Origin of the sequence: Arthrobacter sp. NyZ413, from assembly GCF_049390645.1 — a bacterium.
Lineage (GTDB): Bacteria > Actinomycetota > Actinomycetes > Actinomycetales > Micrococcaceae > Arthrobacter.
Genome location: NZ_CP155434.1, coordinates 1509659 through 1534842 on the forward strand (window position 1 = coordinate 1509659; position 25184 = coordinate 1534842).

A 25184-nucleotide genomic window follows, 5' to 3' on the forward strand; every position below is an offset into this window, starting at 1 on the left:
TACTTAAGGCATGAATCCCGCCATCCTGTTCATACTCGGAGTCGTCTTCGTCGCTATTGGCGTGGCGGTTTCCATCGCGCTCCACGAAGTCGGGCACCTCGTGCCGGCCAAGCTGTTCAAAGTGCGGGTTACGAAGTACATGATTGGTTTCGGCCCCACCATCTGGTCAAAGCGGAGGGGCGAAACCGAATACGGCTTCAAGGCCATTCCCTTGGGCGGCTACGTCGCCATGATCGGGATGTACCCGCCGAACAAGGAAGACGGCAGCGTTCGCCCTTCCAGCACCGGCATGTTCCAGACTTTGGCCTCAGAGGCCCGTTCGGCGGCGCACGAGGAAGTCGGCCCCGGCGACGAGAAACGGGTGTTCTACAAGCTCCCGGTCTGGAAAAAGGTCATCATCATGCTGGGCGGCCCGGCAATGAACTTCCTCATTGGCCTTGTGCTGACCGCCGTGCTGCTCATGGGATTCGGCGTGTCCAGCCCCACTACCACCATCGCGGACGTTTCCAAATGCCAGGTCAAACAAGGCGAAACGGTTGATCCCAACTCTGCGGCCTGCCAACTGACTCCCGCGGCCCAGGCCAAATTGCAGCCCAACGACGTCATTACCGGCTTCGACGGAAAGACTGTGACCAGTTGGGCGGAACTGACCGGCTGGATCAGGGCTTCTGCGGGCAAGGCGGTGCAAATCACGGTGCAACGCGGCGGTCAGAGCGTCACTACCCAGGTGACGCCGGTCCTCTCGGCGCGTCCGGTCATCGGAGACAATGGCCAGCAGGCCAAGGGTTCGGACGGCAAACCGCTCTACGAGGAGGTCGGGTTCCTTGGCATTGGTGCCCAGACCGCCATGGTGCCGCAACCGGCGTCGAGCGTCCTTCCCATGGCCGGCGAGAACATCAAGCAAATCGCCGGCGTAGTCCTGAACCTGCCCGCCAGGGTGGTGGGCGTAGCCCAGGCCGCTTTCAGTTCGGAGCCCCGCGATCCCAACGGTCCCATGAGCGTTGTGGGTGTCGGCCGCGCGGCGGGTGAAGTCGCCGCCATGCAGGACGTGCCGGTGCAATCGCGGCTGGCGGCCCTCATCGGGCTCATCGCAGGCTTGAACTTCGCCCTCGCCGTCTTCAACCTGATTCCCCTGCTCCCGCTCGACGGCGGTCACATCGCGGGTGCCCTCTACGAGGGAGCCCGGCGCCGGATCGCCAAGCTGTTCCGCAAACCGGACCCCGGAGCTTTCGATATCGCCAAGCTCTTGCCGCTCACCTACGTGGTTGCCGGCCTCCTCATGGCGATGAGCGCACTCCTGATTTATGCCGACATCGTCAAGCCCGTGAACCTCTTCGGATGACCCGGCCGCCTTTCGTCGCGGCACTCCCGTCCGCACCGGGGGGATAGGCTATCCATATGACTGTTTTCGCTGTTGAGTACGTGTACGACGCCGAATCCGCCGAAGTACGCGACGAACACCGCCCTGCCCACCGCGCTTGGCTCGCAGGCTTGGCCGAGCAGGGAACCTTGCTCGCCAGCGGACCCTACGCCGATGGCGCTGGTGCGCTGTTGCTGGTCCGCGCCGCCGACGAGTCCGAGCTGAACGCGACGCTCAAGGAGGACCCCTTCGCCGCCGTGCAGGGAATCTCCGGAATCCGCACCTCCGCCTGGAACCCGATCATCGGCGTGCTCTCCAACTACGCATCCGCGTAGCCTGACTGGCCGGGGCCCGGGCCCCGGCCACACGATTTACCCATTTCAATCCAAGGAGTCCACGTGACCTCGGTCAGCCTGGGAATGCCGTCAGCCCCTCCACCTGTTCTTGCGCCGCGCCGCAAAACCCGCCAGATCAAGGTGGGATCGGTCGGCGTCGGCTCGGATTTCCCCATCAGCGTGCAATCGATGACCACCACTCCCACCACGGACATCAACGCCACGTTGCAGCAGATCGCCGAACTCACGGCCTCGGGCTGCGATATTGTGCGTGTCGCGTGCCCGTCCGCAGATGACGCCGAGGCGCTCCCGATCATCGCCCGCAAATCCCAGATCCCGGTGATTGCGGACATCCATTTCCAGCCGAAGTACGTGTTCGCCGCGATCGAGGCCGGTTGCGCCGCAGTACGGGTCAACCCCGGCAACATCCGCAAGTTCGACGACCAAGTCAAGGAAATCGCGGCCGCCGCCAAGGACCACGGCACGTCCATCCGGATCGGCATCAACGCCGGCTCCTTGGAACCGGGCATCCTGAAGAAATACGGCAAGGCCACTCCGGAGGCGCTGGTCGAATCCGCGGTGTGGGAGGCGTCCCTTTTCGAGGAGCACGGCTTCCACGACTTCAAGATCTCGGTCAAGCACAACGACCCCGTGGTGATGGTCGCCGCCTACGAAATGCTCGCCGAGAAGGGCGACTGGCCGCTGCACCTTGGCGTGACCGAGGCAGGACCGGCCTTCCAAGGCACCATCAAGTCGGCCACGGCCTTCGGTGCCCTCTTGTCCAGGGGCATCGGAGACACCATCCGCGTTTCCCTCTCCGCGCCTCCGGTAGAGGAAATCAAGGTCGGTAACCAGATCCTGCAGTCGCTCAACCTGCGGCCGCGGAAGCTGGAAATCGTCTCGTGCCCTTCGTGTGGTCGCGCCCAGGTGGACGTCTACACCCTCGCGGAGCAAGTCACCGCCGGACTCGAAGGCATGGAAATTCCGTTGCGTGTCGCGGTCATGGGCTGCGTCGTCAACGGTCCGGGTGAGGCCCGCGAAGCGGACCTCGGAGTTGCCTCCGGAAACGGCAAAGGCCAGATCTTCGTTAAAGGCGAAGTCATCAAGACCGTGCCTGAAAGCCAAATTGTTGAGACACTGATCGAAGAGGCCATGCGTATCGCTGAAGAGATGGGGGAGGCCGATGGCGAAGATGCTGTCAAGGGTAGCCCCGTGGTTAGCGTCTCGTAGCAAAGACGAAACCGGCCCGGACGGCGTCGCCGTCCGGGTCCTCGGTGCTGCGGACACACCCGCCTTGCGGGCGCTTGCCATGGAAGACCCGGTTGCGAACGTCTTCATCCTGTCGCACCTTGATTCATCCGGTAGCGCCGCGCCGACGTCCGGCGGCGCGAGCGTTTTCGGAGTGTTCGACGGCGGCGTCCTCCTTGGCGCGTGCTGGGCCGGCGCCAACCTGGTTCCCATTCAACTGGACCCGGAACTGACCTCGCTCGTGGCTGCCGCGGCGCACCGGGCAGGCAGGCGCTACGCCTCGATCTTCGGCCCCGCTGAGCCTGTCCTGGCTTTGCATTCCCATTTGGAAAGGCTCGGCCACCTCGCCCATGAAGTCCGGGCCGAACAGCCACTGCTGGCCATTTCCGGTCAGCCCGCTGTCCAGGCCGACCCGCGGCTGGGCTTTGGCGACATCAAGGATTTCGACAGCATCCTGCCAGCTTGCGCGGCAATGTTCGAAGAAGAAGTCGGATACTCGCCGTTCCTTGGGAGCGAAGACTTCTACAGCCGCCGGGTGGCCGGACTCATCCGTCAAGGCCACTCCCTGGTACACATCGATACCGGCGGCACAGTGATGTTCAAAGCCGAATTGGGTGCCGTGACGGACGAAGTCACCCAAGTGCAGGGGGTCTGGATGAACCCGGCCTTCCGCGGCCGGGGGCTCAGCGCCGGGTACATGGCGGCCGTGGTGGTCCTCGCCCAGCAGTTCGCGCCCGTCACCAGCCTCTACGTCAACGAGTACAACACCAGGGCCCGCGCCACCTACGAACGCGTCGGTTTCAAGCGGCTGGGAACTTTCGCGACTGTCTTGTACTGATCCCTGTGCTGTATTGACGCGGCTGCCGCGCGGACAAGGCTACGTGAGCTCGCCTGTGAGGTAGTGCTGGACGTTGGGGGCCACAAGGCGTACCACGTCATCCTGGGATACTGACGCGAGCGGATCCAAGCGGACCACGTACCGCATCAGCATGAGCCCCACAATCTGAGTGGCTACGAGGCTTGCGCGCATCCTTTTTTCCTCAGGAGTTCCCGGGAGCTCGGCCATGATCGTGGAGAGGACGGTGTGCGTAAGCATCTCGCGCATCAATGCTGTCTTGGCCTTCGAGCCGAGGGTTCCCCTGACGAACGCCACGAGTCCGTGTTGCGCCGGACCTTCCCACAGGCGCAGGACCGCCCTGACGATCGCTTCGGCGCGCTGGCCGGGGTCCACCGATTCGACACCGGAAAGCACGTCGGCCGGGTTGGCCGGGAGCTCCACGCTCAAGGCGAAGAGCTCGTCCTTGCCATCGAAAAAGTGGTGGACCATGGCCGGGTCCACTTCGGCTTCACGGGCCACTTGCCGCAGGCTTGTGCCCTCGAATCCGTGTTCCGCGAAAAGCCGTCGCGCCGTCGCCAGGATCCGTTCGCGCGAATCGCTTCCCCCGCTGCGGCGTCCCCGCCGCCCTGGAGGATAGGCGCCGCTCACGAGGTCCGCCGTCGGAGGGTAAACGAGGCCAGGACCAGAACCGCCACCACGATCCCCGCCATGGTCACCGCGTCCTGCCACATCGCTTGGGTGGCGTCGGTGTTTCCGGCGATTTGCTGGAGCGCGTCCACCGAATATGTCAGCGGCAGGACATTGGAGATGCTCTCCAGGAAGCCGTTCATGTGTTCCCTGGCAACGAAGAGGCCGCACAACAGGATCTGCGGGACCACGACGACGGGCATGAACTGCACCGCCTGGAATTCGGTCCGCGCGAATGCCGAACACAGCAAGCCCAGCGCGACTCCCAGCACAGCATTGATGACGGCGATCATCACCACATATCCGGGGCCTCCCTTGATGTCCAGGTTGAAGATCCAGTAGGCCACCGCCGTCGCGACCAGGGATTGGAGGGCCGCCATGAGGGAGAAGGCTATGGCGTAGCCGAACAGGAGGTCGGCCTTATGGATGGGCGTGGTCAGGAGCCGTTCCAGCGTACCGGTGGTCCGTTCGCGCAACATGGTGATCGACGTGACAAGGAACATGACCACAAAGGGGAAGATGGCCAGCATCATGAGGCCCACACGGTCGAACGTCCGCGGGAATCCGGGCGGCAACGTCTCGTTCTCGTAAAGGTAGTACACGGCGGCGAGAAGGAGCGCCGGGACCACCAGGATCAGCGCGACGCTCCGGTGGTCGTGCCGCAGTTGCTCGAGGACCCGCCTTGCAGTGGCGAACATCATTCGCGGATTCACGGCGCCACCTGGCTTTCGTTGGTATTCCGGTTTGCCGATTCCGATTCCCGGATGATGTGCAAAAAGGCCTTCTCGAGATCATGGCTTCGGCCGCGTTCGCTTAATTCCGTCGGGCTGAGTTGCGCAAGCAGTAAACCGTCGCGGAGCAGGAGCAGCGAGGAACAGTGGGAGGCCTCCTCCATGACATGGCTGGAGACGATCAAGGTGGTTCCTGCTGCGGCCATCGCGGCGAACCGCTCCCACAGTTCAGCGCGCAGCACCGGGTCCAGGCCGACGGTTGGTTCATCCAGCACCAACAATTGCGGATGGGAGACCAGCGCGCACGCGAGCGAGACGCGACTGAATTCGCCGCCGGACAGGCTGGCCGTCTTTTGCCTGGCCAGCTTTTCGAGCCCGACGGCGGCAATCGCCTCAGCAGCGTCACTTGCCTTGGCGTCGTGCATGGCACCGAAGTACCTGATGTTCGCTTCGACGGTGAGGTCCGGATAGACGCTTGGAGCCTGGGTGACGTATCCGACGACGTGCCGCAGTGAGGGTGTCCCGGCCGGCCGGCCCAAGACCTCAATGGCTCCGGCCCTCAGCCGTTGGACCCCAACAATGGCGCGCATCAACGTCGTCTTGCCGCTTCCGGAAGGGCCGAGCAAGCCCGTGATACGGCCCGGTTCAATGGCGAAGTCGATGCCGCGAAGGATCTTCTTGCGGCCACGGGTCACATGCACGCCTGTTGCTTTGACAGCCGTGGGACCGGGTGGCTTGGCTCGTCCCGACGCGCTGTTTCCCGAACTGCTGTTGGACATCGCAGCCTCCCGATACGTTTATTCATCAGATGATGAATAAACGGTATTCCCAGTCTCCAGGTTCGTCAACCAGAAGGGCCTGCCGAATATTGATAAGCCCAAATCCTTGAATGTTGTGGTCCCAATCACTTAGGTTCGAAATCAGCCGTGTCGTTGGGGTGCGGATGGGTCCAGGGGGGAAACGCACAATTGGCTGCTCTGGGAAGCAAGACCATCCATGAACTCGGTAGCAAGATCTTCGCAGCCACAGGTGCTCTGACCGCCCGGCATGGGGTGGCGGGCGGGTAGCGCTTGTGGTCGACCGGCTGTTGAGCCACGCCATGGCAGGATGACCAGCCGCTCGCGGCCAGGGGCTTCCTTTGTTCATGGCGTGGCTCGACCGCGTCTACGCCGGGCGCCACGGTGTTCGCGGCGGGCGACCACGCCGAAAGGGCGGCCGCGGCGGCAAGGGGCCGGGCTGCGAGCCGGTAGATTGGTACACAGTAGTTTTTGCCAGCTCTTGCCATAGAAACGGATTCTGCCCCGTGATCGTTCGCCTCTCCCAGCTTTTCCTGCGCACCTTGCGTGAAGATCCCGTCGACGCCGAAGTCGCCAGCCACAAACTCCTGGTCCGGGCCGGCTACATCCGCCGCGCCGCGCCAGGCATCTACACGTGGTTGCCTCTGGGTTTGAGCGTCCTGCGCAAGGTCGAAGAGATCATCCGGGAAGAAATGGCTGCCATCGGAGCCCAGGAAGTCCACTTCCCCGCTCTGCTGCCCAGGGAACCCTATGAGGCAACGAACCGCTGGACCGAATACGGCGAAGGACTGTTCCGCCTCCAGGACCGCAAGGGTGCGGACTACTTGCTCGCGCCCACCCACGAGGAAATGTTCACCCTCCTGGTCAAGGACCTGTACTCCTCGTACAAGGACCTCCCGCTGAGCCTGTACCAGATCCAGAACAAGTACCGCGATGAAGCGCGCCCCCGGGCAGGCCTCCTCCGCGGACGCGAATTCATCATGAAGGACTCCTACTCGTTCGACGTCGACGACGCGGGACTGGACGCCAGCTACGCCGCCCACCGTGCCGCGTACTTGAGGATCTTCGACCGTCTGGGCCTGGAAGTCATCCCCGTAACCGCCACCGCGGGCGCCATGGGCGGCTCCAAGAGCGAAGAATTCCTGCACCCGACCGACGTCGGCGAAGACACCTTCGTACGGTCCGCGGGCGGTTATGCGGCAAACGTCGAGGCTGTGTCCACGGTGGTTCCGGCCGACATCGACTTCAGCAACGCCCCGGCGGCCCGCGTCCTGGACACGCCGGACACGCCCACCATCGATACGTTGGTGGCCGCGTCCAACGAGCTCGCGCCCCGCAGCGATTCCGACGGCGGCACTTGGACTGCCGCCGACACGCTGAAGAACGTCGTACTCGCCGTCACGCTACCCACGAAGGAGCGTCAGATCGTCGTCATCGGCGTCCCCGGCGACCGCGCCGTGGACTTGAAGCGCGTCGAAGCGAACATCGGCGCCTACCTTCCGATTGCCGGCGAGATCGGCCTTGAAGCCGCCAACGAAGAAGACCTGAAGAAAATCCCCCAACTCGTCAAGGGATACATCGGCCCCGGCCTGTCCCTCGACGAACCGGTCCTTGGCCTCGAGGGTTCCAGCAAGTTGCTCTTCCTCGTGGATCCGCGCATCGTGTCCGGCACCAGCTGGGTCACCGGTGCCAATCAGGACGGCAAGCACGTCTTCGGCCTCGTCGCCGGACGCGACTTCGCCTGGGACGGCGTCATCGAGTGCACGGAGGTCCGCGCGGGTGACGAAGCGCCTGACGGTTCCGGTCCGCTCGAGACCGCCCGCGGCATCGAAATGGGACACATTTTCCAGCTGGGCCGCAAGTACGCCGAAGCCTTGGACCTGAAGGTCCTGGACCAGAACGGCAAGCAGGTTGTCGTCACCATGGGCTCCTACGGAGTAGGCGTCACCCGCGCCGTGGCCGCACTTGCCGAATCGAACAACGACGAGCGCGGCTTGGTCTGGCCCCGCTCGGTTGCCCCTGCGGACGTCCACGTCGTCGCCGTCGGACGTGGCGAGGACATCTTCGCGGCTGCCGAGAAGCTCTCCGCCGAACTCAACGCTGCCGGACTGGACGTCATCTATGACGACCGGCCCAAGGTCTCGCCCGGCGTCAAGTTCGGCGACGCCGAACTCATCGGCGTCCCCACGATTCTTGCGGTTGGCCGCGGACTCGCGGAAGGCGTCGTCGAAATCAAGGACCGCCGCACCGGTGACGCCGAAAATGTCGCAGTCGAGAAGGCAGTCGACTACGTGGTTAACGCCGTCCGCCAGAAGTGATCTCCGGCTTCGAATCCATCCAGCTCGGCACGGTCATCATGATCGTGGTGGCTGGATTCGCAGCCGGCTGGGTTGACGCGGTGGTAGGGGGCGGGGGACTGATCCAGCTCCCCGCCTTGCTCCTGGTCCCGGGAATCGCTCCGGTCCAGGCGCTTGCCACCAACAAGATGGGTTCCATTTTCGGCACGGCAACCAGTGCCACGACGTACTACCGCAGGGTTGGCCCGGACCTCAGGACTGCCATACCCATGGCCGTGATCGCCCTTGCAGGAAGCTTCGGCGGGGCACTCCTCGCCGCGAATCTTCCCGCCAGCGTGTTCAAACCGATCATCGTGGTCGCCCTGATCGCCGTTGCGGTCTTCACAGCGCTGCGGCCCAATGCCGGCGAGCTGACCGCGCTGCGCCACCAGGGCCACCGGCACTATGTGGTGGCCTGCGCGATCGGGGCTGTCATTGGTTTCTACGACGGACTCATTGGCCCCGGAACGGGATCGTTCCTGGTCATCGCACTCGTTTCCGCCATGGGCTATGCCTTCCTCGAGGCGAGTGCCAAAGCGAAGATCGTCAACATGGCCACCAACGCCGGGGCGCTTTTGTTCTTCCTCCCGCATGGATCGTTGTTGTGGGGGATCGGCATCATGCTTGGCTTGGCCAACATGGCGGGCGGATACCTTGGGGCCAGGACAGCGGTGAAGAAGGGCAGCCGCTTTGTGCGCCTGGTGTTCCTGATCGTGGTTGCCGCGTTGATCGTCAAGCTGGGCATCGATGTGTGGAACGACTATTCCGCGTAGCATGCACTCATGTGGGCGGATTCCGACGACTATCAGCAAGCGCTCGAGCGGGCCCACGAGCATACGAGGAAGTGGCTGGAGGCCTTGCCGGGACGGATAGTCCGGCCGAGTGCCACAGCAGACGAGGTCAAGGAACGCTTCGGCGGGCCGTTGCCGGAAACCGGACTCGATGCGGCCGCGGTGGTCGATTTCCTTGCCGGGAACGCGGAACCCGGATTGATGGCGATGCAGTCCGGGCGCTTCTTCGGTTGGGTCATCGGCGGCACTGTTCCGGCCGCCATGGCCGCGGATTGGATGGTGTCCGCCTGGGACCAAAACTCCGGCCTGCGCTTTGCCTCTCCGTCTACCGCAGGAATCGAAGAGGCGGCCGGGGAGTGGCTCCTTGAGCTGCTCAACCTTCCCTCAGGGTCCGACGTCGGGTTCGCCACCGGCGCGAGCATGGCCAACTTCACCGCACTTGCCGCGGCCCGATGGCGCCAGCTCGCCAATGCCGGATGGGACGTCAATGCGGACGGGCTCCAGGGCGCTCCGAAAGTACGCGTCCTCGCAGGGGCCGAGCGGCATGACAGCCTGGACATGGCCCTGAGGTTCCTGGGCCTGGGAGCGCCCGAACTCGTGCCGGCAGACGGCCAAGGAAGAATCGACCCCGTCGCGCTCCGACGCACCCTTGAATCCGGCCCCCGGGACGCTCCGGCGATAGTCTGCCTCCAAGCGGGAAACCTGCATTCCGGAGCCTTTGATCCTTTCCCGGCGGCAATCTCGGCTGCCCGGGACCACGGCGCCTGGGTCCACGTGGACGGTGCCTTCGGCTTGTGGGCAGGGGCGGTTCCCGGACTTCGGCACTTGACGGAAGGAGTCGAGTTGGCCGATTCCTGGGGTACCGATGCGCACAAGACACTCAACGTGCCCTACGACGCCGGAATCGTGGCGGTGCGCGACGCTGCCGCGCTGCGATCCGGGATCGGCATGCATGCCGCCTACCTCATGCAGGACGACCACGGACCTGCGGATCCGATGGAGAAGGTCCCCGAATTGTCCCGACGGGCCAGGGGAGTGCCTGTCTGGGCGGCCTTGCGCTCCCTGGGGTCCGACGGCGTGCGGCAGCTCGTGGCCGGTCGCGCGGATTGTGCCGCGGAACTGGGCCGCCGGCTTGCCGGGGTGCCGGGCGTTGAGGTCCTCAACGATGTGGTGTTTACACAGCTTTCCCTGGCTTTTGGTTCGGATGAGAGGACGCGTGCCGTGACGGACTACGTCATGGCGGACGGTCGGGTGTGGATGTCGGGTTCCCGGTGGCACGGGAGGGACATCCTGCGTGTCTCCGTGACCAATTGGTCCACGGATTCGGCGGACCTGGAGGTCGCCGTGCAAACGATCAGGGATGCGCTCGAGGCAACGGCCTAGCTTGCGGCGACGCGGGACGAATCGGGCACGACGGCTACGAGGACCCTGCCTGCCCGGGCTCGGGCAGTTGGTGCGCCGAGGGGAGCCCCTCCAGTGTCCGTCCGGCGAGGGTGCTCGCAACCCACAACGAGCGGGCGAGGTCGCCGTCGTGCCCGGGTTTTCCTGCGTACCAGAGCGCATTTTCCACTTCGCGGACCAGGCTCCACTGCCTGGCCACTTCGCTGTCCAAGCCGGCCGCGGCACTGAAATCGGCGCACCGCTCCAGGAGCGCGAGTTCCGGCGCCGTCGCGGAAAGATCGCCGATGCGGTTCCACAGGATGGGCGCAACCGCGAATTCCGCTTCACCGATCATTGGCTGCGGATCAATTGCCACGTATCGGGTCTTTCCGTTGGAGGCGCCTCCCGCGAGGTGAGGGAGGATGTTCATGAAGTGCAGATCGCAATGCACCAGGACATCCTTGCCTGACCGCCGTCCCACCGCGCCCCGCGTCTGGCATACTTCCAGCGCGGCTTCGAGGAGCCAGCGGGGGAAGGGCTGGCCGTTTTGCTCCCAGTCCGCTGGCAGGTCGTCGCTCAAGCGTTCGGCGTGCGCAGCGATGTGGTCGAATTCCCGCCATTCCGGACTCGCGTCCGGTTCGATGCTGAGTTCCTTGACAATCGCGCCCCAGGCGTCGCGGGCGTCGTCGATGGGAGCGCTGTGGAGCCAGTTCCCGGCGTCGAGGCGTTCCAGGAGCATCGAACACGAGGCAGGGTCGGCGTCGTGCATCCGCACCGCGCCTGCACCGTCCCAGAGCGCGAGCGCATGGCTCTCAAGAAGGGCCTCCGGGTGCGGGAACGCGATCTTGAGCACTGAACGGTTTCCGCGGTGGAGAACGGGGACAACAATGCCGCCATGGCCGTTCCAAGGTTCGACGCCCGGTTCCAGGTCCACGGACAACCGCCACCGTTCCAAGCCGGAATCGATCAAGCCGGGCAGGCGGGAAAGCCATGCGCGCCCTTCCGCCGTGCGGGAGTAGCGTGCCCGGAGATCGCTCGGAATGGAAACGAAGGTAGTCATTACCGCCAGACTACCCAAACGGGTCGCCCGCAGGTTTAGACCACTCCGGTGGAACCCAGCAGGCTTCCGATGATGAACGTCGCGGCGAGGGCGAGCGCGCCGCCGATCACGACCCGCACGGCGGCGCGGGTCTTCGAACTGCCGCCGATCCATGCTCCGATGGCGCCGGTGACAGCCAGCGCCACCAGGACTGAAATGAAGGTCAACGGGACCCGCAGGCCGGGCGGCGGGAGCAGGATCGCGAGCAGGGGCAGGATCGCGCCCAGAGTGAAGGCGATGGCTGAGGCGAAGGCTGCGTGCCAAGGGCTCACGATGTCGTCTTCGTCGATGTTCAACTCGGCGGAAAGGTGCGCGGCCAAGGCATCGTGCTCGGTGAGTTCCTGCGCCACCTTCCGCGCGGTATCGGGACTCAGGCCCTTGGACCGGTAGATGGCCGTGAGTTCTGCCAGTTCCTCCTCGGGCTGCTCTTCGAGCTCCCGGCGCTCCTTCTCGATGAGCGCCTTCTGGCTGTCGCTTTGGCTGCTGACGGAGACATACTCACCGAGCGCCATGGACACCGCACCGCCCACAAGGCCCGCCGCGCCGGCGGCGAGGATCGCACCCGTGCTGGTGGTGGCTCCGGCGACACCGACCACGATCGCGGCAACGGAGACGATGCCGTCGTTGGCGCCAAGGACGCCTGCGCGGAGCCAATTGAGCCGATGCGCGAGGTCGTTGGCGTGGGGTTCGTTTTCGTGCAGTGCTGCAGTTTCGATGGAAGCCATGCTACAAGCCAAGCACTCGGGCCCGGGAGCCGCTAGGAAAGAAAGGCTTTCCTATGGAGCCGGCGTGCCGGCAGGCAGGGGCGGCAGTCCGGCGTCGTCCACTGGGAGTCCAGGGAACGGACCCAGCTGCGTGCCCCAGGCTTCGCTGCGTTTCGCGGTCTCGACCAGGACTCCCAGGGCCCATTGGCGGGTGGTGCCGTCCGAGAGGGCCACGAGGTCGGCGTAGGCTTCCAGCGAACTGGCTTCCATGCTCCCCAGCGTCGCTGCGGGCTTCGACGGAAACGTGACGGGCAGCCTGTAGCCGGCTTCACGCGGCGGGGTGGCCACGCAATGCAAGCGGCCTTGGTCCTCCGCACTCCGGAGCAATTCCTGGTGCCGGGCGAGCCACGTCGCCGCGGTAGCGGAGGATTTCGCATCCAGTTTGGTCACAGCCACCTGGTACGCGTAAACCGCCTCTTGCTCGGAACTGACCACGGCGGCCAGGGCATCGGGGAGGTCCGCCCGCGAACCGGTTTCGGCGGCCGACGTGGCAGCTGCCGAGGCCTCCGGCCGGGGAGGGCAGCTCGGAAAGGCCGCGGGGGCGGGAACCGCCTCCACCGTCGCCGTCGGTTGCGGCAAGCCCCAAGCGGTTGCGAGCCGCGATGATTCCAGTAGTTGCGAGGTCCCGACGGCGGCAAGCAGCCGTGCGACGCCGCCGTCGGCTTTCCCGGCGTCAGCCAATCGGCGCGAAGCGCTTGATGCGAGGGCGGCTACGAAGGACTCGCGCGTCGGGGGTTCTTGGCTCGCCGCAGGCGACGAAGGTGCGGTGCTTGCGGTACCGCTGCCCTGGACGCTCAAGGACGGCGAGGTTGCAGAACCCGGCAACAAGGCCCGGCTTTGGGTTGTGAGCAACGTAACGGTTGCCGCCAGGCTGGTGGAATCGGTTTCACTCCCTGCGCCGCGATCCGCCGCCGGTTCCAGGAGGGTCGCGCCGCGGGCGAGGTCCTCGGTTGAATCCAGGGCTTCGGTACGGGCGGCCTGCGAGAACGGCACTGCCTGTGGCTTGCCCGTATTGCGCGGTACGAGCACTGATCCGACGCCCAGCACGAGCACTGCGAGCAAAGCCACAAGGACCGTTCTCGTCCATCGATGGCTTGGGGGTTTTTCGGCAGTCTCGTTCCTCACAACAGACTATGGTGTCACGCCCGTGCACCACGCGACCGCAAATGTCGTTAAGCTAGTAGTCACAACATCATCTATCGGGAGGCGGCTGGCCAGTGAGTCATTCGGAAGCCAGGACTTCATCAGACCCGGATCCGGCGAATCCAACAGAACGCGAGGTCCGCAACCCGGAAGAGAGCAGGCTGAGGGACCTCTTGGAACCCGCCGTCGTGGCAAATCGGCTGTACCTCGAGGATGTTGCCATCCAGGTCGCCGGCTCCCACCGCGTGGTCCACGTGGTCATCGATCTTCCGCAGGAAGAAACCGGCGGCGTCAGCCTGGACGTCATCGCAGACGTCTCTAGGGCGCTTTCGGACGTCATGGACAACGATCCCCAGGCCGACTCGCGGCCCTACGACCTCGAGGTGTCCTCGCCCGGCGTCGGACGGCCCCTCACTGAACCGCGCCATTGGCACCGCGCCCGCGGACGCATGGTCAAGGTCAACGTGATCCAAGGGGACAACGTCACTGGCCGGATACAGTCAGTGGATGACGAAGGCGTCACGCTGGTTCCTGAGCAAGAGGTCAAAAAGGGGACCAAGCCCAAACAGGGCGAACCAGTAAAGATTCCTTTCGACAGGATCCGCCAGGGAAAAGTCGAGGTAGAGTTCAGCCACCTCCATGAGGCAGGGCTGGAAGACGACGAGAACGGACCTTCAGGGAGGCCAAATGGATATTGATATGAGTGCGCTGAGGCTCTTGGAGCGCGAGCGTGAAATCCCGCTGGACCTCCTCATTCCCACCATTGAGCAGGCGCTCTTGGTGGCTTACCACAAGACGCCGGGCGCTTTTGAGAAAGCCCGCGCTGAGCTGGATCGAAAGAGCGGCCACGTCACCATCTGGGCCACGGAAATCGACGACGACGGCGAGGCCGTCGGCGAGTTCGAAGACACTCCGGCCGGGTTCGGGCGGATCGCGGCAAGCACTGCGCGGCAAATCATCCTGCAGCGCTTGCGCGACGTCGAAGACGACAACGTCCTCGGTGAGTTCAAGGGTCGCGAGGGCGAGCTTGTCGCCGGTTTGATCCAGCAGGGCAACAACCCCCACATGGTCCAGGTGAACCTGGGCTCCGTGGAGGCCCTCCTGCCGCCGCCCGAACAAGTTCCGGGGGAGAGGTACACCCACGGAAACCGCCTGCGCGCATTCGTCGTGGATGTCCACCGCGGCGCCAAGGGGCCTTCCATCACGCTGTCGCGATCACATCCGGGCCTTGTCCGGAAGCTGTTCGAGCTGGAAGTGCCGGAGATCGCGGACCGAACCGTCGAAATCGTGGCGCTGGCCAGGGAAGCAGGGCACCGCACCAAGATGGCGGTCAAAGCCAACACTCCAGGCATCAACGCCAAGGGTGCGTGCATTGGCGAAATGGGTTCGCGCGTTCGTGCGGTCATGACCGAACTCAACGACGAAAAGATCGACATCGTCGACTTCAGCGAGGACCCTGCGACGTTCATCGCGAACTCGCTTTCGCCGTCGCGCGTGAATTCCGTCACTATCACGGATGAATCCACGCGTTCGGCGCGGGTTGTGGTCCCGGACTACCAGCTGTCGCTCGCCATCGGCAAGGAAGGCCAGAATGCCCGCCTTGCCGCCAAGCTGACCGGCTGGCGCATCGATATCGTTTCCGACGCCACTCCGGCGAAGGGCAACTAAACACGTTCCCGGGGTGCCCGGCGCCGATCCAGGCATGGCCTGGATTCGGTGGCCGGGCATCCTGGGGCTTAGAATGGATGGAACCGGGCCTATGCCCGGTATCCGTGCGCTTTGGCGTGCTCACGGCAACGTGCTCACAGCAAAGAGTGCAGAACGCGAAGGCAGGAAAGACACTGAGGCGATTGATGGACCCGGTGACTGGACTGCCCCGCCCCAGGCACCAGCCTGTGCGCACCTGCATCGGATGCCGGAAACAAGGCATGCGGAATGAGTTGATCCGGCTTGTCGCCGAAGGCGGCGGGTCTCCCGTCGTCCTGGTGGATGTACGACGCCGGATGGCTGGCCGGGGTGCTTGGCTGCACCCCAGCAACACATGCCTGGCGCTGGCAAGCAAACGGCGTGCTTTTGTGCGGGCCCTTCCGGGCGCAAGCGAGATCACAGCCGTCCAAAGCTACCTGGCGGCAGTCGTGCCACCTGCGGACACACCCGTGAAAGCAGGAAAACCGTCCAAACCTGAAAGCGGGTCAGAAGACTGATGGAAACCCGATGAGTTCCCAGCGATGAGTGCGTAACGATGACATCTTTGTTGCGCTCTGCACAGGGCCTTTCCGCCGCATTCGTGGCAGGGGCCCGCAGTAAGAAGTAGACGGTTCGTGCCTGGCTCGGTGCGGACCGAGACAGGAGAAATGTGGCCAAGGTCCGCGTACATGAGCTCGCCAAAGAGCTCGGTATTACTTCCAAAGATGCAGTGACAAAACTGCAGGAATTGGGCGAATTCGTTCGCTCCGCCTCGTCAACCATCGAGGCCCCCGTCGTGAAGAAGCTTCGCGACGCCTACCCTGCTGCTGGTGGCGGTGCCGCAAAGGCGTCCGCACCTGCGGCTCCCCGCGCTGCCGCCCCGGCTGCGCCTGCTGCCCCCGCGGCACCTGCCGCGCCCGTGGCATCCCGTCCGGCTCCGGGCCCCGCTGCGCCCAAGGCCCCGGTTCCGGCTCCCAAGGCTGAAACCCCGGCGCCTGCCGCACCGGCAGCTCCCGCAGCTCCGGCGAACCCTGTTTCCGCCAAGCCCGGTGCCCGTCCGGCACCCCGGTCCGAAGCGCCGAGCCAGACCCGCCCCGGTGGCGGCCAGGCACCGCGTCCGGGTGGCCCGCGTCCCGGCAACAACCCGTTCGCCACTTCCCAGGGCATGCCGCGCGGCCGTGGCGGCGACGGCGAACGGCCTCCGCGTCCGGGCAACAACCCCTTTGCAACCTCCCAGGGCATGCCCCGGCCAGGCGGCAGCCGCGCTGACGGCGAACGTCCGGGCGGTCCCCGTCCCGCTCCCGGTGCGGGTGGACCGCGTCCGGCAGCTGGTGCCGGCGGACCCCGCCCCGCAGCCGGAGCCGGTGGACCCCGTCCGGGTGCCCCGCGTCCCGGTGCTCCCCGCCCGGGCGCTCCGCGTCCCGGCGGTCCGGGCGGCAACCGGCCTAGCCCGGGCATGATGCCCAACCGCACCGAGCGTCCCGCTCCCGCAGGCGCAGGCCGCCCGGGCGGAGCAGGTCGTCCCGGCGGCGGTCCCGGTCGTCCGGGCGGCGGTCCCGGCGCAGGCACCGGTGGCGGCGCACCCGCCGGCGGTGGCTTCGGCAAGGGCGGCCGCGGTCGCGGCGGCACCCAGGGTGCCTTCGGCAAGGGTGGCGCAGGACGCGGCAAGCAGCGCAAGTCGAAGCGCGCCAAGCGCCAGGAACTCGAGCAGATGAGTGCTCCGTCGCTGGGTGGCGTATCCGTACCCCGCGGCGACGGCAGCACCGTTGTACGGCTGCGTCGCGGTTCGTCCATCACGGACTTCGCCGACAAGATCGAGGCAAACCCCGCCGCGCTTGTCACCGTGCTTTTCCACCTCGGTGAAATGGCTACGGCTACCCAGTCGCTGGACGAAGACACGTTCGGCCTGCTCGGTGCGGAACTTGGCTACCAGGTACAGGTCGTCTCGCCGGAAGACGAAGAGCGCGAGCTCCTCGATTCCTTCGACATCGACCTCGAGGCGGAACTCGAAGCCGAAGGCGACGACGTCCTCGAACCGCGCCCGCCGGTTGTCACCGTCATGGGCCACGTTGACCACGGTAAGACCCGACTGCTCGACGCCATCCGGAAGACCAACGTGGTTGCCGGGGAACACGGCGGCATTACGCAGCACATCGGTGCGTACCAGATCAGCCACGTGCACGAAGGCACTCCGCGCGACATCACGTTCATCGACACCCCGGGTCACGAGGCGTTCACCGCCATGCGTGCCCGTGGTGCGAAGGTCACCGACATCGCCATCCTGGTTGTCGCAGCCGACGACGGCGTCATGCCGCAGACGGTGGAAGCGCTCAACCACGCCCAGGCTGCCAACGTGCCGATCGTCGTCGCGGTCAACAAGATCGACAAGGACGGCGCGAACCCGGACAAGGTCAAGGGCCAGCTCACCGAGTACGGCCTGGTTCCTGAAGAATACGGCGGCGACACCATGTTCGTTGAGGTTTCTGCCCGCCAGAACCTGAACATCGAGGAACTGATCGACGCCGTCCTGCTCACCGCGGACGCCGCCCTGGACCTCCGTGCCAACCCGGACAAGGACGCTCGAGGCATCGCCATCGAAGCGAACCTGGACAAGGGCCGCGGTTCCGTGGCCACCGTCCTGGTCCAGTCCGGTACCTTGGCGGTCGGTGACACGATCGTTGCCGGTACGGCCCACGGCCGCGTCCGCGCCATGTTCGATGAAGACGGCAACGCCCTCGACATCGCACTCCCGTCGCGTCCGGTCCAGGTCCTCGGCCTGTCCAACGTGCCGCGCGCAGGTGACACCTTCCTGGTAACCGCCGACGAACGCACGGCCCGCCAGATCGCCGAAAAGCGTGAAGCAGCCGACCGCAACGCCGCCTTGGCCAAGCGCCGCAAGCGCATCAGCCTCGAAGACTTCGACAAGGCCGTCGCCGAAGGCAAGATCGACACCCTCAACCTCATCCTCAAGGGTGACGTTTCCGGTGCCGTGGAAGCCCTCGAAGACGCCCTGCTCAAGATCGACGTCGGAGACGACGACGTTCAGCTGCGCGTCATCCACCGCGGTGTGGGTGCCATCACGCAGAACGACGTCAACCTCGCCACGGTGGACAACGCCATCATCATCGGCTTCAACGTCAAGCCCGCCGAGCGCGTGGCCGACCTCGCCGATCGCGAAGGCGTGGACATGCGGTTCTACTCCGTCATCTACTCGGCAATCGACGACATCGAGCTGGCCCTCAAGGGCATGCTCAAGCCGGAGTACGAGGAAGTCCAGCTCGGTACGGCCGAAGTCCGCGAAGTGTTCAAGTCCTCCAAGTTTGGAAACATCGCTGGCTCGATCGTCCGCTCGGGCATCATCCGTCGTAACACGAAGGCGCGCGTCAGCCGCGGCGGCAAGGTCATCGGCGAGAACCTCACGGTTGAGACGCTCAAGCGCTTCAAGGACGACGCCACCGAGGTCCGCACCGACTTCGAGTGTGGTATTGGTCTTGGCTCGTACAACGACATTGCCGAAGGCGACATCATCGAGACCTTCGAGATGCGCGAGAAGCCGCGCTCGTAGGGCGTTCGCTTTGGGTGGGGCCGTTGGATCTTTCCGGCGGCCCCGGCCCGCTCCGCCGACATGGGGGCCTGCAGGTGCGGGGCCGTTGGGTTTTTCCGGCGGCCCCGCCCCTACGCCGGACGGTTTTCGATCTGCGATCTCAAACCGCCCGGCTCCGACAGGCCCGATGCCACTCCCAGGCCGCCGAAAAAACCCAACGGGGTCCGTTGGCGACTCGCCTTGGGCGTGTTGCACCAAACAGAACTAAAGTACGCAAGCTGCTCACGCGCCGTCGTACCGAATTTTTAGGAGTAAAAATGGCTGATCCGGCACGCGCTGCCAAGTTGGCGCAGCGGATTAAGGTTGTGGTTGCCGAGGCGCTCGGCCGGCGGATCAAGGATCCGCGCGTCGAGAACATCACCATTACCGACGCGCGCGTCACCAATGACCTTCAGCACGCCACGGTTTACTACACCGTGTTCGGTGATGAAGCCGCCCACGCAGATGCCGCGAAGGCCCTGCAGAAGGCCAAAGGCGTGCTGCGCCAGGAAGTCGGCCGCAACATCACTGTGCGCCTGACGCCCACCCTCGAGTTCGTTGCAGACCTCATTCCGGTCAACGCCTCGAACCTTGAGGAACTGTTGCGCGTCGCCAAACAGCGCGACGCCGAAGTGGCCGCGCTGGCCGCCGGCGCCACGCACGCGGGCGACGCCGATCCTTACAAGAGCGATGCCCCGCAGGACGAGGACATCGACGAAGACGACTTCGACGAAGAAGACATCGACCTGCGGGCCGATGAGGATATCGACGAAGACAGCGGCAAATAGCCGAAGGATCCACGGGAAGGCCGGCTCCACTTGGAGCCGGCCTTCCCTGCCTTCAGGGGTCTTCGGTGGCTAAGATCGGAGCATGGCGCCGGACGAAGCTCAACAGCGGGGGACTTATCTCGACCACGCGATCAGGCTCGCCGTGCAAAACGTGTCCGACGGCGGCGGGCCGTTTGGCGCCGTCGTCGTCACCCCCGACGGGAGTGTCCATGAGGGCGTGAACCGGGTCACCCGGGACAACGACCCCACAGCGCATGCGGAAGTGGTTGCGATCCGGCGGGCGGCCTCCGAACTGGCGACGTTCGACCTCAGCGGCTCCGTGCTCTACGCGAGCTGCGAACCCTGCCCGCTGTGCCTCTCGGCCGCCCTCTGGGCGAGGATCGGCCACATCTACTACGCGGCCGATCGCCAAGGAGCGGCCCGCGCGGGCTTCGACGACGCTCTCTTCTACGAATACTTTGACGGCGCCCGTCCCACGCTCCTGCCGGTGGACCACACGCCACGGACGACGTCGGAAGATCCCTTCGACGCGTGGCGGAACAACGCGGAACGCACTGACTACTGACGGCGGCCGCTGGGGCTACCGCCGCGGCGGGAGGTGTTTGACGCCGGCGAGCAGTTCCTGCTGGTCGCCGCACAAGGCGATGCGGATCCAACCCTCGCCGATGGAACCGAACGCGGTCCCCGGCGCAACCGCCACGCCTGATTCCGCGAGGAACCGGTGCACCCACGCGCGCACGTTGCCGCCGCTGGCATGCGAGACATCGGCCCACAAATAGAAGGCCCCCTGCGCGCCCAGGAACGGGATGCCCTTTTCGGAGAGGACCGCGGAGGCCGCGTCACGGTTGGAACGGTAGTGCTCGCGAGCAGCGTCGACGTAGTCCTGCGGGCCCGTCAACGCGGCAATGGCAGCGTATTGCGACGGCGAAGCAACACAGGAAACGATCGCCTCCATGACGTTGTTCATGGTCCGCTCCAAGCCGGGCGGGCAAATGAGGGCGCCGATCCGCAAACCCGTCAGTCCATAGGTCTTCGACAGCGTGAGTGACGTGAAGACGCGGGCCTCGCCGGGCTCGACGCTGTCGAAACGGGCAGGGCTCGTATGCGGAACTTCGAAAGTGAAGGCTTCGTAGCATTCGTCCGAAATGATCCACAGATCGTGCTTGAGCGCCAGTTCCACGAGCTGCCGCGTCAGATCCTCGCCGATCACCGCGCCCAACGGATTGGACGGCGAATTCAGGATCAGCACCTTCGTCCGCGGGGTGATGAGCGCCTCAATGTCCTCGATGTGCGGTTGGAACGCGTTCTCCGGGTAGAGCGGGTAGCGCACCGGCACGGCATGGAGGAGGCGGCTGGTCATCGCAAAGGTCGGATACCCCGGATTCGGAATCAGGACCTCGTCTCCCGGGGCCAGCAGCAGGCTCATGGCGAAATGCAGACCCTGCTGCGCGCCGTCCACGACGTAAACCCGCTCGGCACCGACCGCCACCTTGTTGTGGGCCCGGAACCGCGCGGCGAAAGCTTCGCGCAGCGCCGGGATTCCGGCATTCGGGGTGTAGTTCGTCTCGTCATGGTCGAGGCAGGCGATACCTGCCTCGAGGATATGCCGGGGGAGTGCGAAGCCGGGTTCGCCGATGCTGAGCGTTATGGCTCCCGGAGTGCGCCAGGCCGCCTCGGTGATTTCTCGGATCTGGTTCACGGGGACGTCCGGGATGTGCGCGGCTAGCTCAGGCATGGGGCCATCTTAGCGGCGGCCGCCCACCTCCTGCGGCAGCCCGGACGCATGCCTCGGCGCGGATATACTGGGAGGCGTGCTTTCTGGACTGGTGATCGTCGACAAGCCGCAAGGATGGACCAGCCACGACGTGGTTGGACGGATGCGGAGGCTGGCCGGTACCCGGAAAGTGGGCCATGCCGGGACCCTTGATCCCATGGCTACAGGAGTCCTCGTCCTGGGAATCAACAAGGCCACAAGGCTTCTGACCTACATCGTCGGCACGTCGAAGACCTACTCGGCCACCATCCGCCTTGGCGAATCGACCATCACGGACGACGCCGAAGGCGAGGTCAAGGCTAGCCGCAGTGCCGCCGGAGTCACCGAGGACGCCATCCGGGCAGGGGTGGTGCAACTCAGCGGCGACATTCAGCAAGTTCCCAGCAGTGTGAGTGCCATCAAAGTCAACGGCGAACGGTCCTATGCGCGGGTCCGGTCCGGTGAAGAAGTCAAGCTCGCGGCCCGTCCCGTGACCATCCACCGATTCGATATCCATGCCATCCGAAGGTCCGACGACGGCAAGACAGTCGACGTCGACGTCACGGTTGAGTGCTCCTCGGGTACCTATATCCGCGCGTTGGCGCGCGACCTTGGCGAGGCGCTCGGCGTCGGCGGCCACCTCACGGCGCTTCGCCGCACCCAGGTGGGACCCTACACCCTGGAGCAGGCCCGTACCCTCGAGCAATTGGCCGAGGAACTGGAAATCCTCGACATGTCCGACGCGGCGCGGGCGCTGATGCCCAACCGCGAACTGAGCGATGCCGAAACCACCGAAATCTCCTTTGGCCGCCGCATTGCCGCCGGACCCGCCGCCGGCACCGATCAGGCGGCCACCGCCGAAAACCCCGCCGCCGCCTTCTCGCCTTCCGGTGAATTGGTGGCGTTGCTGGCCGACGCTGGAAGCTTCGCCAAGCCCGTCCTGGTCTTCGCGCCGGACACCGGCGGAACGGACACCGGCAGGCCGGCCGACGAAGGGCAGGCATCCTAGGCATGGATGGATACTTCTACGCGGTCATGATTGTGGGCCTGCTGTCGACGGTCATTTGCGTCGTTGCGGGCGTGATGAAAAAGGCGCCTAACGACGTCACGATTTTGTCCGTTGCCGCCGTCGAACTCGTCTTGCTCGTTTATCTCGTCGGATCGATCATCCGCGTGGCGCTCGGCGAGAAAATCGCCGGCGAGCCCTGGGAGTTCTGGGGATACATCATCACCGCGCTCATCCTTCCGGTCGGCGCCGTGTACTGGTCCATCCTGGAACGGACGCGGTGGAGCAATTTCGTCATGGGCGCAGTAGGCGTCACCGCGATGGTCATGGCGGCCCGCATGAACCAGATCTGGTACTGACATTGGAAGAAGAAGCAGACGAAGTGACAGTTGAGACCAGCACGAAGAAGACCCGGGACACCCGCAACACCGGTCCCGGAAGGCTGCTGATCGCGGTCTACGCGGTTTTCGCGATCTCGGCCACCGCACGTGCCGGGTACCAGATCCTGACCAAGTTCGCCGATGCTCCCTTGGCGCACGTCCTCTCGGCCTTCGCCGCCCTGGTGTACATCGTTGCCACGATTTCCCTCGCTAAGCCGGGACGGACCTGGTTCAAGGTTTCGCTCGTCGCCGTCCTCGTCGAATTGGTCGGTGTCCTGGTGGTGGGAGCAGTGAGCCTCTTCGATCCGGTGGCCTTCCCGCACGATACCGTGTGGTCCTACTTTGGCAGCGGCTATGGATTCGTGCCCTTGATCCTCCCTGTCCTTGGCCTGCTCTGGCTCTACCGGCGGCGTCCGTCGGGCAGCGCGTAGCAGGTAACCTTAGAGAGTTCCGGGGCCGGACCAGGCCGCCGGGCATTAGCGACTACCAGCAGTAAAAGGCGAGGTTGATGGTCCACATCTGGAACGATCCCACCGAGGTCCCCGAGGATTTCGGTCCCAGCGTCGTTACCATCGGGAACTTTGACGGCGTCCATCGCGGACACCAACAGGTGCTGTCGCAGCTTTTGCGTACGGCAGGGCAGCACGGTGGGCGGTCAGTCGTCGTCACCTTCGACCCCCACCCGTCCCAAGTCCACCACCCGGACTCCGCCCCCGAACTCATCATGGGCCTGCAGGACAAGCTGGACGCCTTGGCGGCCTACGGCGTCGACGCCGTCCTTGTCATGAAATACAACCTTGCGCTTGCCGCCATGACTCCGGAGGAGTTCGTCAGCACTGTCTTGCTCGACGGCCTGCACGCGGCGCACGTTGTGGTGGGCCACGACCTCCGCTTCGGCGTCGGCAACTCAGGCGACGTCGAAACGATGCGGACCCTCGGAGAGAAGCTTGGTTTCGGGGTACAGGTGGTCACCGAGTACGGCGCCGAAGGCTTCCCGGTACACGACGACGGCGGCACCGACCGCCGCTGTTCCTCCACCTGGGTGCGCGAGGCACTGGCCGAAGGCGACGTCGAGACCGCTGCGGCCATCCTGGGCCGGCCCCACCGGATGAGGGGCGAAGTAGTCCACGGTGCCGCGCGCGGGCGCGCCCTTGGCTTCCCCACGGCGAACCTGGACCACGGAGCGACTGGATACATCCCCGCGGACGGCATCTACGCAGGCTGGCTCGTCGACGAGTCCGGCACCCGCTGGCCGGCCGCGATTTCCGTCGGCTCCAACCCGACGTTCGATGGCGTGAGCCGCCAGGTGGAAGCCCACGTCATCGACCGGCCCGACGAAGCCGTGGAAGACTTCAACCTCTACGGCCAGACGGTCGTCGTCGAATTCACGGCGCGCCTCCGCGGCATGGTCGCGTATCGGGGACCCGAGGCACTGGTCGAGCAGATGCGGCTGGACGTCGTTCAAGCCCATAAGCTGCTCCTCGACAAATAGCGAGACAAATAGCGAAAGAAGCCCCGTGAGCGTTGAAAAGAACACCCGGCCACTGGACGAAGGCATCGTCAGGGATTTCAGCTCTCGCATGAGCTATGGCTCCTACTTGCAGCTTCCCGTGTTGCTGAGTGCCCAGCAGCCCGTGAGCCGGCCGGAACACCACGATGAGTTGCTCTTCATCATCCAGCACCAGACCACTGAACTGTGGCTCAAGCTGGTCCTGCACGAGCTCCGCAGTTCCGCGTTGTGGCTGCGCGAGGACGATCTGGGCGCCGCGCTCAAGGGGATCGCACGGGTCAAGCACATCCAGAAGACACTCACTGAGCAATGGTCGGTGCTGGCAACGCTTACTCCAACCGAGTACTCCGAGTTCCGCGGGTTCCTGGGCAACGCCTCGGGCTTCCAATCGAGCCAGTACCGGGCTGTCGAGTTCATCCTCGGGAACAAGAACGCCAAGATGCTGCCGGTGTTCGAGTCCGACCCGGAGTCCAAGGGCATGCTTGAGGAACTCCTGCACGCTCCGAGTATCTACGACGAATTCCTGGCCTACCTGTCCCGGCACGGTTATGACGTTCCGGCCTCCGTCCTGGAACGGGATGTGACCGTTGCCCACGAATTCGCGCCCGAACTTCTGCCCCTTTTCAAGCACATTTATGAACACGCCGCGGACAACTGGGCCGCTTACGAGGCCTGCGAGGAACTCGTGGACCTGGAGGACAACTTCCAGTTGTGGCGGTTCCGGCACCTGCGCACCGTGCAGCGGACCATCGGGCTGAAGACCGGTACCGGCGGCTCAAGTGGAGTCTCCTTCCTGAGGAAGGCACTCGACCTCACGTTCTTCCCGGAACTGTTCGCGGTCCGCACCGAAATCGGGCAGTGACCCGCCTTTGAGGAGCGTCACACGGCTCCTTTCGACATCTTTGCCGGGCTGCCGGTAAACTGGGGGATGGATCCGGCTGCAGTCCGTGGCGGCTGGACCTGTTTTGT

Annotated in this window: 25 protein-coding genes; 18 read left to right on the forward strand and 7 right to left on the reverse strand. The window is 65.0% G+C overall.

All coding sequences use genetic code 11. The features are described 5' to 3' along the window. The first annotated feature begins 10 nt into the window (after window positions 1-10). The 4 genes from ABCW42_RS07100 (at window position 11) to ABCW42_RS07115 (ending at window position 3781) form a co-directional block, all read left to right on the forward strand. The gene (locus ABCW42_RS07100; protein WP_423184181.1) at window positions 11-1342 is read left to right on the forward strand and encodes a M50 family metallopeptidase; all 1332 of its coding nucleotides are present in this window, start codon (window positions 11-13) and stop codon (window positions 1340-1342) included. Between the two features lie 56 nt (window positions 1343-1398). After that, window positions 1399-1695, forward strand: a complete 297-nt coding sequence (locus ABCW42_RS07105) for a YciI family protein (RefSeq protein WP_423184182.1) — start codon at window positions 1399-1401, stop codon at window positions 1693-1695. A gap of 63 nt (window positions 1696-1758) precedes the next feature. Continuing rightward, complete coding sequence (ispG, locus tag ABCW42_RS07110) at window positions 1759-2925, forward strand: flavodoxin-dependent (E)-4-hydroxy-3-methylbut-2-enyl-diphosphate synthase (RefSeq protein WP_133202877.1); 1167 nt, start codon at window positions 1759-1761, stop codon at window positions 2923-2925. Then, the gene (locus tag ABCW42_RS07115; protein WP_423184830.1) at window positions 2888-3781 is read left to right on the forward strand and encodes a GNAT family N-acetyltransferase; all 894 of its coding nucleotides are present in this window, start codon (window positions 2888-2890) and stop codon (window positions 3779-3781) included. Before ispG ends, ABCW42_RS07115 begins: the two co-directional genes overlap by 38 nt. Window positions 3782-3820: 39 nt before the next feature. On the opposite strand, the gene ABCW42_RS07120 is transcribed toward ABCW42_RS07115, so the two are convergent. The 3 genes from ABCW42_RS07120 to ABCW42_RS07130 are packed head-to-tail and all read right to left on the reverse strand — an operon-like array spanning window position 3821 to window position 5978. Beyond that, window positions 3821-4429: a TetR family transcriptional regulator gene (locus ABCW42_RS07120; RefSeq protein WP_423184183.1), complete on the reverse strand. Its 609-nt coding sequence runs from the start codon at window positions 4427-4429 to the stop codon at window positions 3821-3823. Beyond that, complete coding sequence (locus ABCW42_RS07125; RefSeq protein ID WP_423184184.1) at window positions 4426-5169, reverse strand: ABC transporter permease; 744 nt, start codon at window positions 5167-5169, stop codon at window positions 4426-4428. Before ABCW42_RS07125 ends, ABCW42_RS07120 begins: the two co-directional genes overlap by 4 nt. 8 nt (window positions 5170-5177) lie before the next feature. Continuing rightward, window positions 5178-5978 carry an ABC transporter ATP-binding protein gene (locus ABCW42_RS07130; RefSeq protein ID WP_423184185.1) on the reverse strand — a complete coding sequence of 267 codons (801 nt, stop codon included), beginning with the start codon at window positions 5976-5978 and terminating at the stop codon, window positions 5178-5180. A 524-nt stretch (window positions 5979-6502) separates the two neighbouring features. On the opposite strand from ABCW42_RS07130, the gene ABCW42_RS07135 reads away from it, so the two are divergent. Genes ABCW42_RS07135 through ABCW42_RS07145 form a run of 3 tightly spaced genes read left to right on the forward strand, consistent with a single transcriptional unit; the run spans window position 6503 to window position 10506 of the window. Further along, window positions 6503-8314, forward strand: a complete 1812-nt coding sequence (locus ABCW42_RS07135; RefSeq protein ID WP_423184186.1) for a proline--tRNA ligase — start codon at window positions 6503-6505, stop codon at window positions 8312-8314. Further along, window positions 8311-9105, forward strand: coding sequence for a sulfite exporter TauE/SafE family protein (locus ABCW42_RS07140; RefSeq protein WP_423184187.1), 795 nt, complete (start codon window positions 8311-8313; stop codon window positions 9103-9105). Before ABCW42_RS07135 ends, ABCW42_RS07140 begins: the two co-directional genes overlap by 4 nt. 9 nt (window positions 9106-9114) lie before the next feature. Further along, a complete protein-coding gene (locus ABCW42_RS07145; protein ID WP_423184188.1) occupies window positions 9115-10506 on the forward strand; it encodes a pyridoxal phosphate-dependent decarboxylase family protein in 1392 nt (463 codons plus the stop codon). Window positions 10507-10540: 34 nt separating this feature from the next. Here the strand turns inward: ABCW42_RS07145 and ABCW42_RS07150 are convergent, their stop codons facing one another. The 3 genes from ABCW42_RS07150 to ABCW42_RS07160 are packed head-to-tail and all read right to left on the reverse strand — an operon-like array spanning window position 10541 to window position 13434. Further along, complete coding sequence (locus ABCW42_RS07150) at window positions 10541-11563, reverse strand: aminoglycoside phosphotransferase family protein (RefSeq protein WP_423184189.1); 1023 nt, start codon at window positions 11561-11563, stop codon at window positions 10541-10543. Window positions 11564-11598: 35 nt separating this feature from the next. After that, window positions 11599-12327 (reverse strand): VIT1/CCC1 transporter family protein, encoded by a 729-nt coding sequence (locus ABCW42_RS07155; protein WP_423184190.1) that lies wholly within the window; start codon window positions 12325-12327, stop codon window positions 11599-11601. 51 nt (window positions 12328-12378) lie between these two features. Beyond that, complete coding sequence (locus ABCW42_RS07160) at window positions 12379-13434, reverse strand: DUF4439 domain-containing protein (protein ID WP_423184191.1); 1056 nt, start codon at window positions 13432-13434, stop codon at window positions 12379-12381. Window positions 13435-13583: 149 nt separating this feature from the next. On the opposite strand from ABCW42_RS07160, the gene rimP reads away from it, so the two are divergent. The 6 genes from rimP (at window position 13584) to ABCW42_RS07190 (ending at window position 20131) form a co-directional block, all read left to right on the forward strand. Then, entirely contained in the window at window positions 13584-14207 is a 624-nt protein-coding gene (gene rimP / locus ABCW42_RS07165) for a ribosome maturation factor RimP (RefSeq protein ID WP_423184192.1), read from the forward strand. Next, window positions 14197-15177: a transcription termination factor NusA gene (gene nusA / locus ABCW42_RS07170; RefSeq protein WP_423184193.1), complete on the forward strand. Its 981-nt coding sequence runs from the start codon at window positions 14197-14199 to the stop codon at window positions 15175-15177. The genes rimP and nusA overlap by 11 nt, the downstream gene beginning before the upstream one ends. Before the next feature lie 260 nt (window positions 15178-15437). After that, window positions 15438-15713, forward strand: coding sequence for a YlxR family protein (locus ABCW42_RS07175; protein WP_423184194.1), 276 nt, complete (start codon window positions 15438-15440; stop codon window positions 15711-15713). Between the two features lie 152 nt (window positions 15714-15865). After that, complete coding sequence (gene infB, locus ABCW42_RS07180) at window positions 15866-18760, forward strand: translation initiation factor IF-2 (RefSeq protein ID WP_423184195.1); 2895 nt, start codon at window positions 15866-15868, stop codon at window positions 18758-18760. 296 nt (window positions 18761-19056) lie between these two features. Further along, on the forward strand, window positions 19057-19566 hold the full coding sequence (rbfA, locus tag ABCW42_RS07185) for a 30S ribosome-binding factor RbfA (protein WP_423184196.1): 510 nt from the start codon (window positions 19057-19059) through the stop codon (window positions 19564-19566). Window positions 19567-19648: 82 nt separating this feature from the next. Continuing rightward, window positions 19649-20131, forward strand: coding sequence for a nucleoside deaminase (locus tag ABCW42_RS07190; protein WP_423184197.1), 483 nt, complete (start codon window positions 19649-19651; stop codon window positions 20129-20131). A gap of 15 nt (window positions 20132-20146) precedes the next feature. On the opposite strand, the gene ABCW42_RS07195 is transcribed toward ABCW42_RS07190, so the two are convergent. Beyond that, window positions 20147-21301 (reverse strand): pyridoxal phosphate-dependent aminotransferase, encoded by a 1155-nt coding sequence (locus ABCW42_RS07195; RefSeq protein WP_423184198.1) that lies wholly within the window; start codon window positions 21299-21301, stop codon window positions 20147-20149. A gap of 76 nt (window positions 21302-21377) precedes the next feature. Here ABCW42_RS07195 and truB point away from each other — a divergent pair, with 76 nt between their 5' ends. The 5 genes from truB to kynA all read left to right on the forward strand — a co-directional run bounded on the left by truB (window position 21378) and on the right by kynA (window position 25077). Further along, window positions 21378-22328, forward strand: a complete 951-nt coding sequence (gene truB / locus ABCW42_RS07200) for a tRNA pseudouridine(55) synthase TruB (RefSeq protein ID WP_423184199.1) — start codon at window positions 21378-21380, stop codon at window positions 22326-22328. A 2-nt stretch (window positions 22329-22330) separates the two neighbouring features. Beyond that, a complete protein-coding gene (locus tag ABCW42_RS07205; RefSeq protein WP_423184200.1) occupies window positions 22331-22684 on the forward strand; it encodes a hypothetical protein in 354 nt (117 codons plus the stop codon). 23 nt (window positions 22685-22707) lie between these two features. Then, window positions 22708-23136 (forward strand): hypothetical protein, encoded by a 429-nt coding sequence (locus ABCW42_RS07210; protein ID WP_423184201.1) that lies wholly within the window; start codon window positions 22708-22710, stop codon window positions 23134-23136. A gap of 77 nt (window positions 23137-23213) precedes the next feature. Continuing rightward, the gene (locus ABCW42_RS07215) at window positions 23214-24197 is read left to right on the forward strand and encodes a bifunctional riboflavin kinase/FAD synthetase (RefSeq protein ID WP_423184202.1); all 984 of its coding nucleotides are present in this window, start codon (window positions 23214-23216) and stop codon (window positions 24195-24197) included. 25 nt (window positions 24198-24222) lie between these two features. After that, entirely contained in the window at window positions 24223-25077 is an 855-nt protein-coding gene (gene kynA / locus ABCW42_RS07220; RefSeq protein WP_133202897.1) for a tryptophan 2,3-dioxygenase, read from the forward strand. The last annotated feature ends 107 nt before the right edge of the window (window positions 25078-25184 follow it).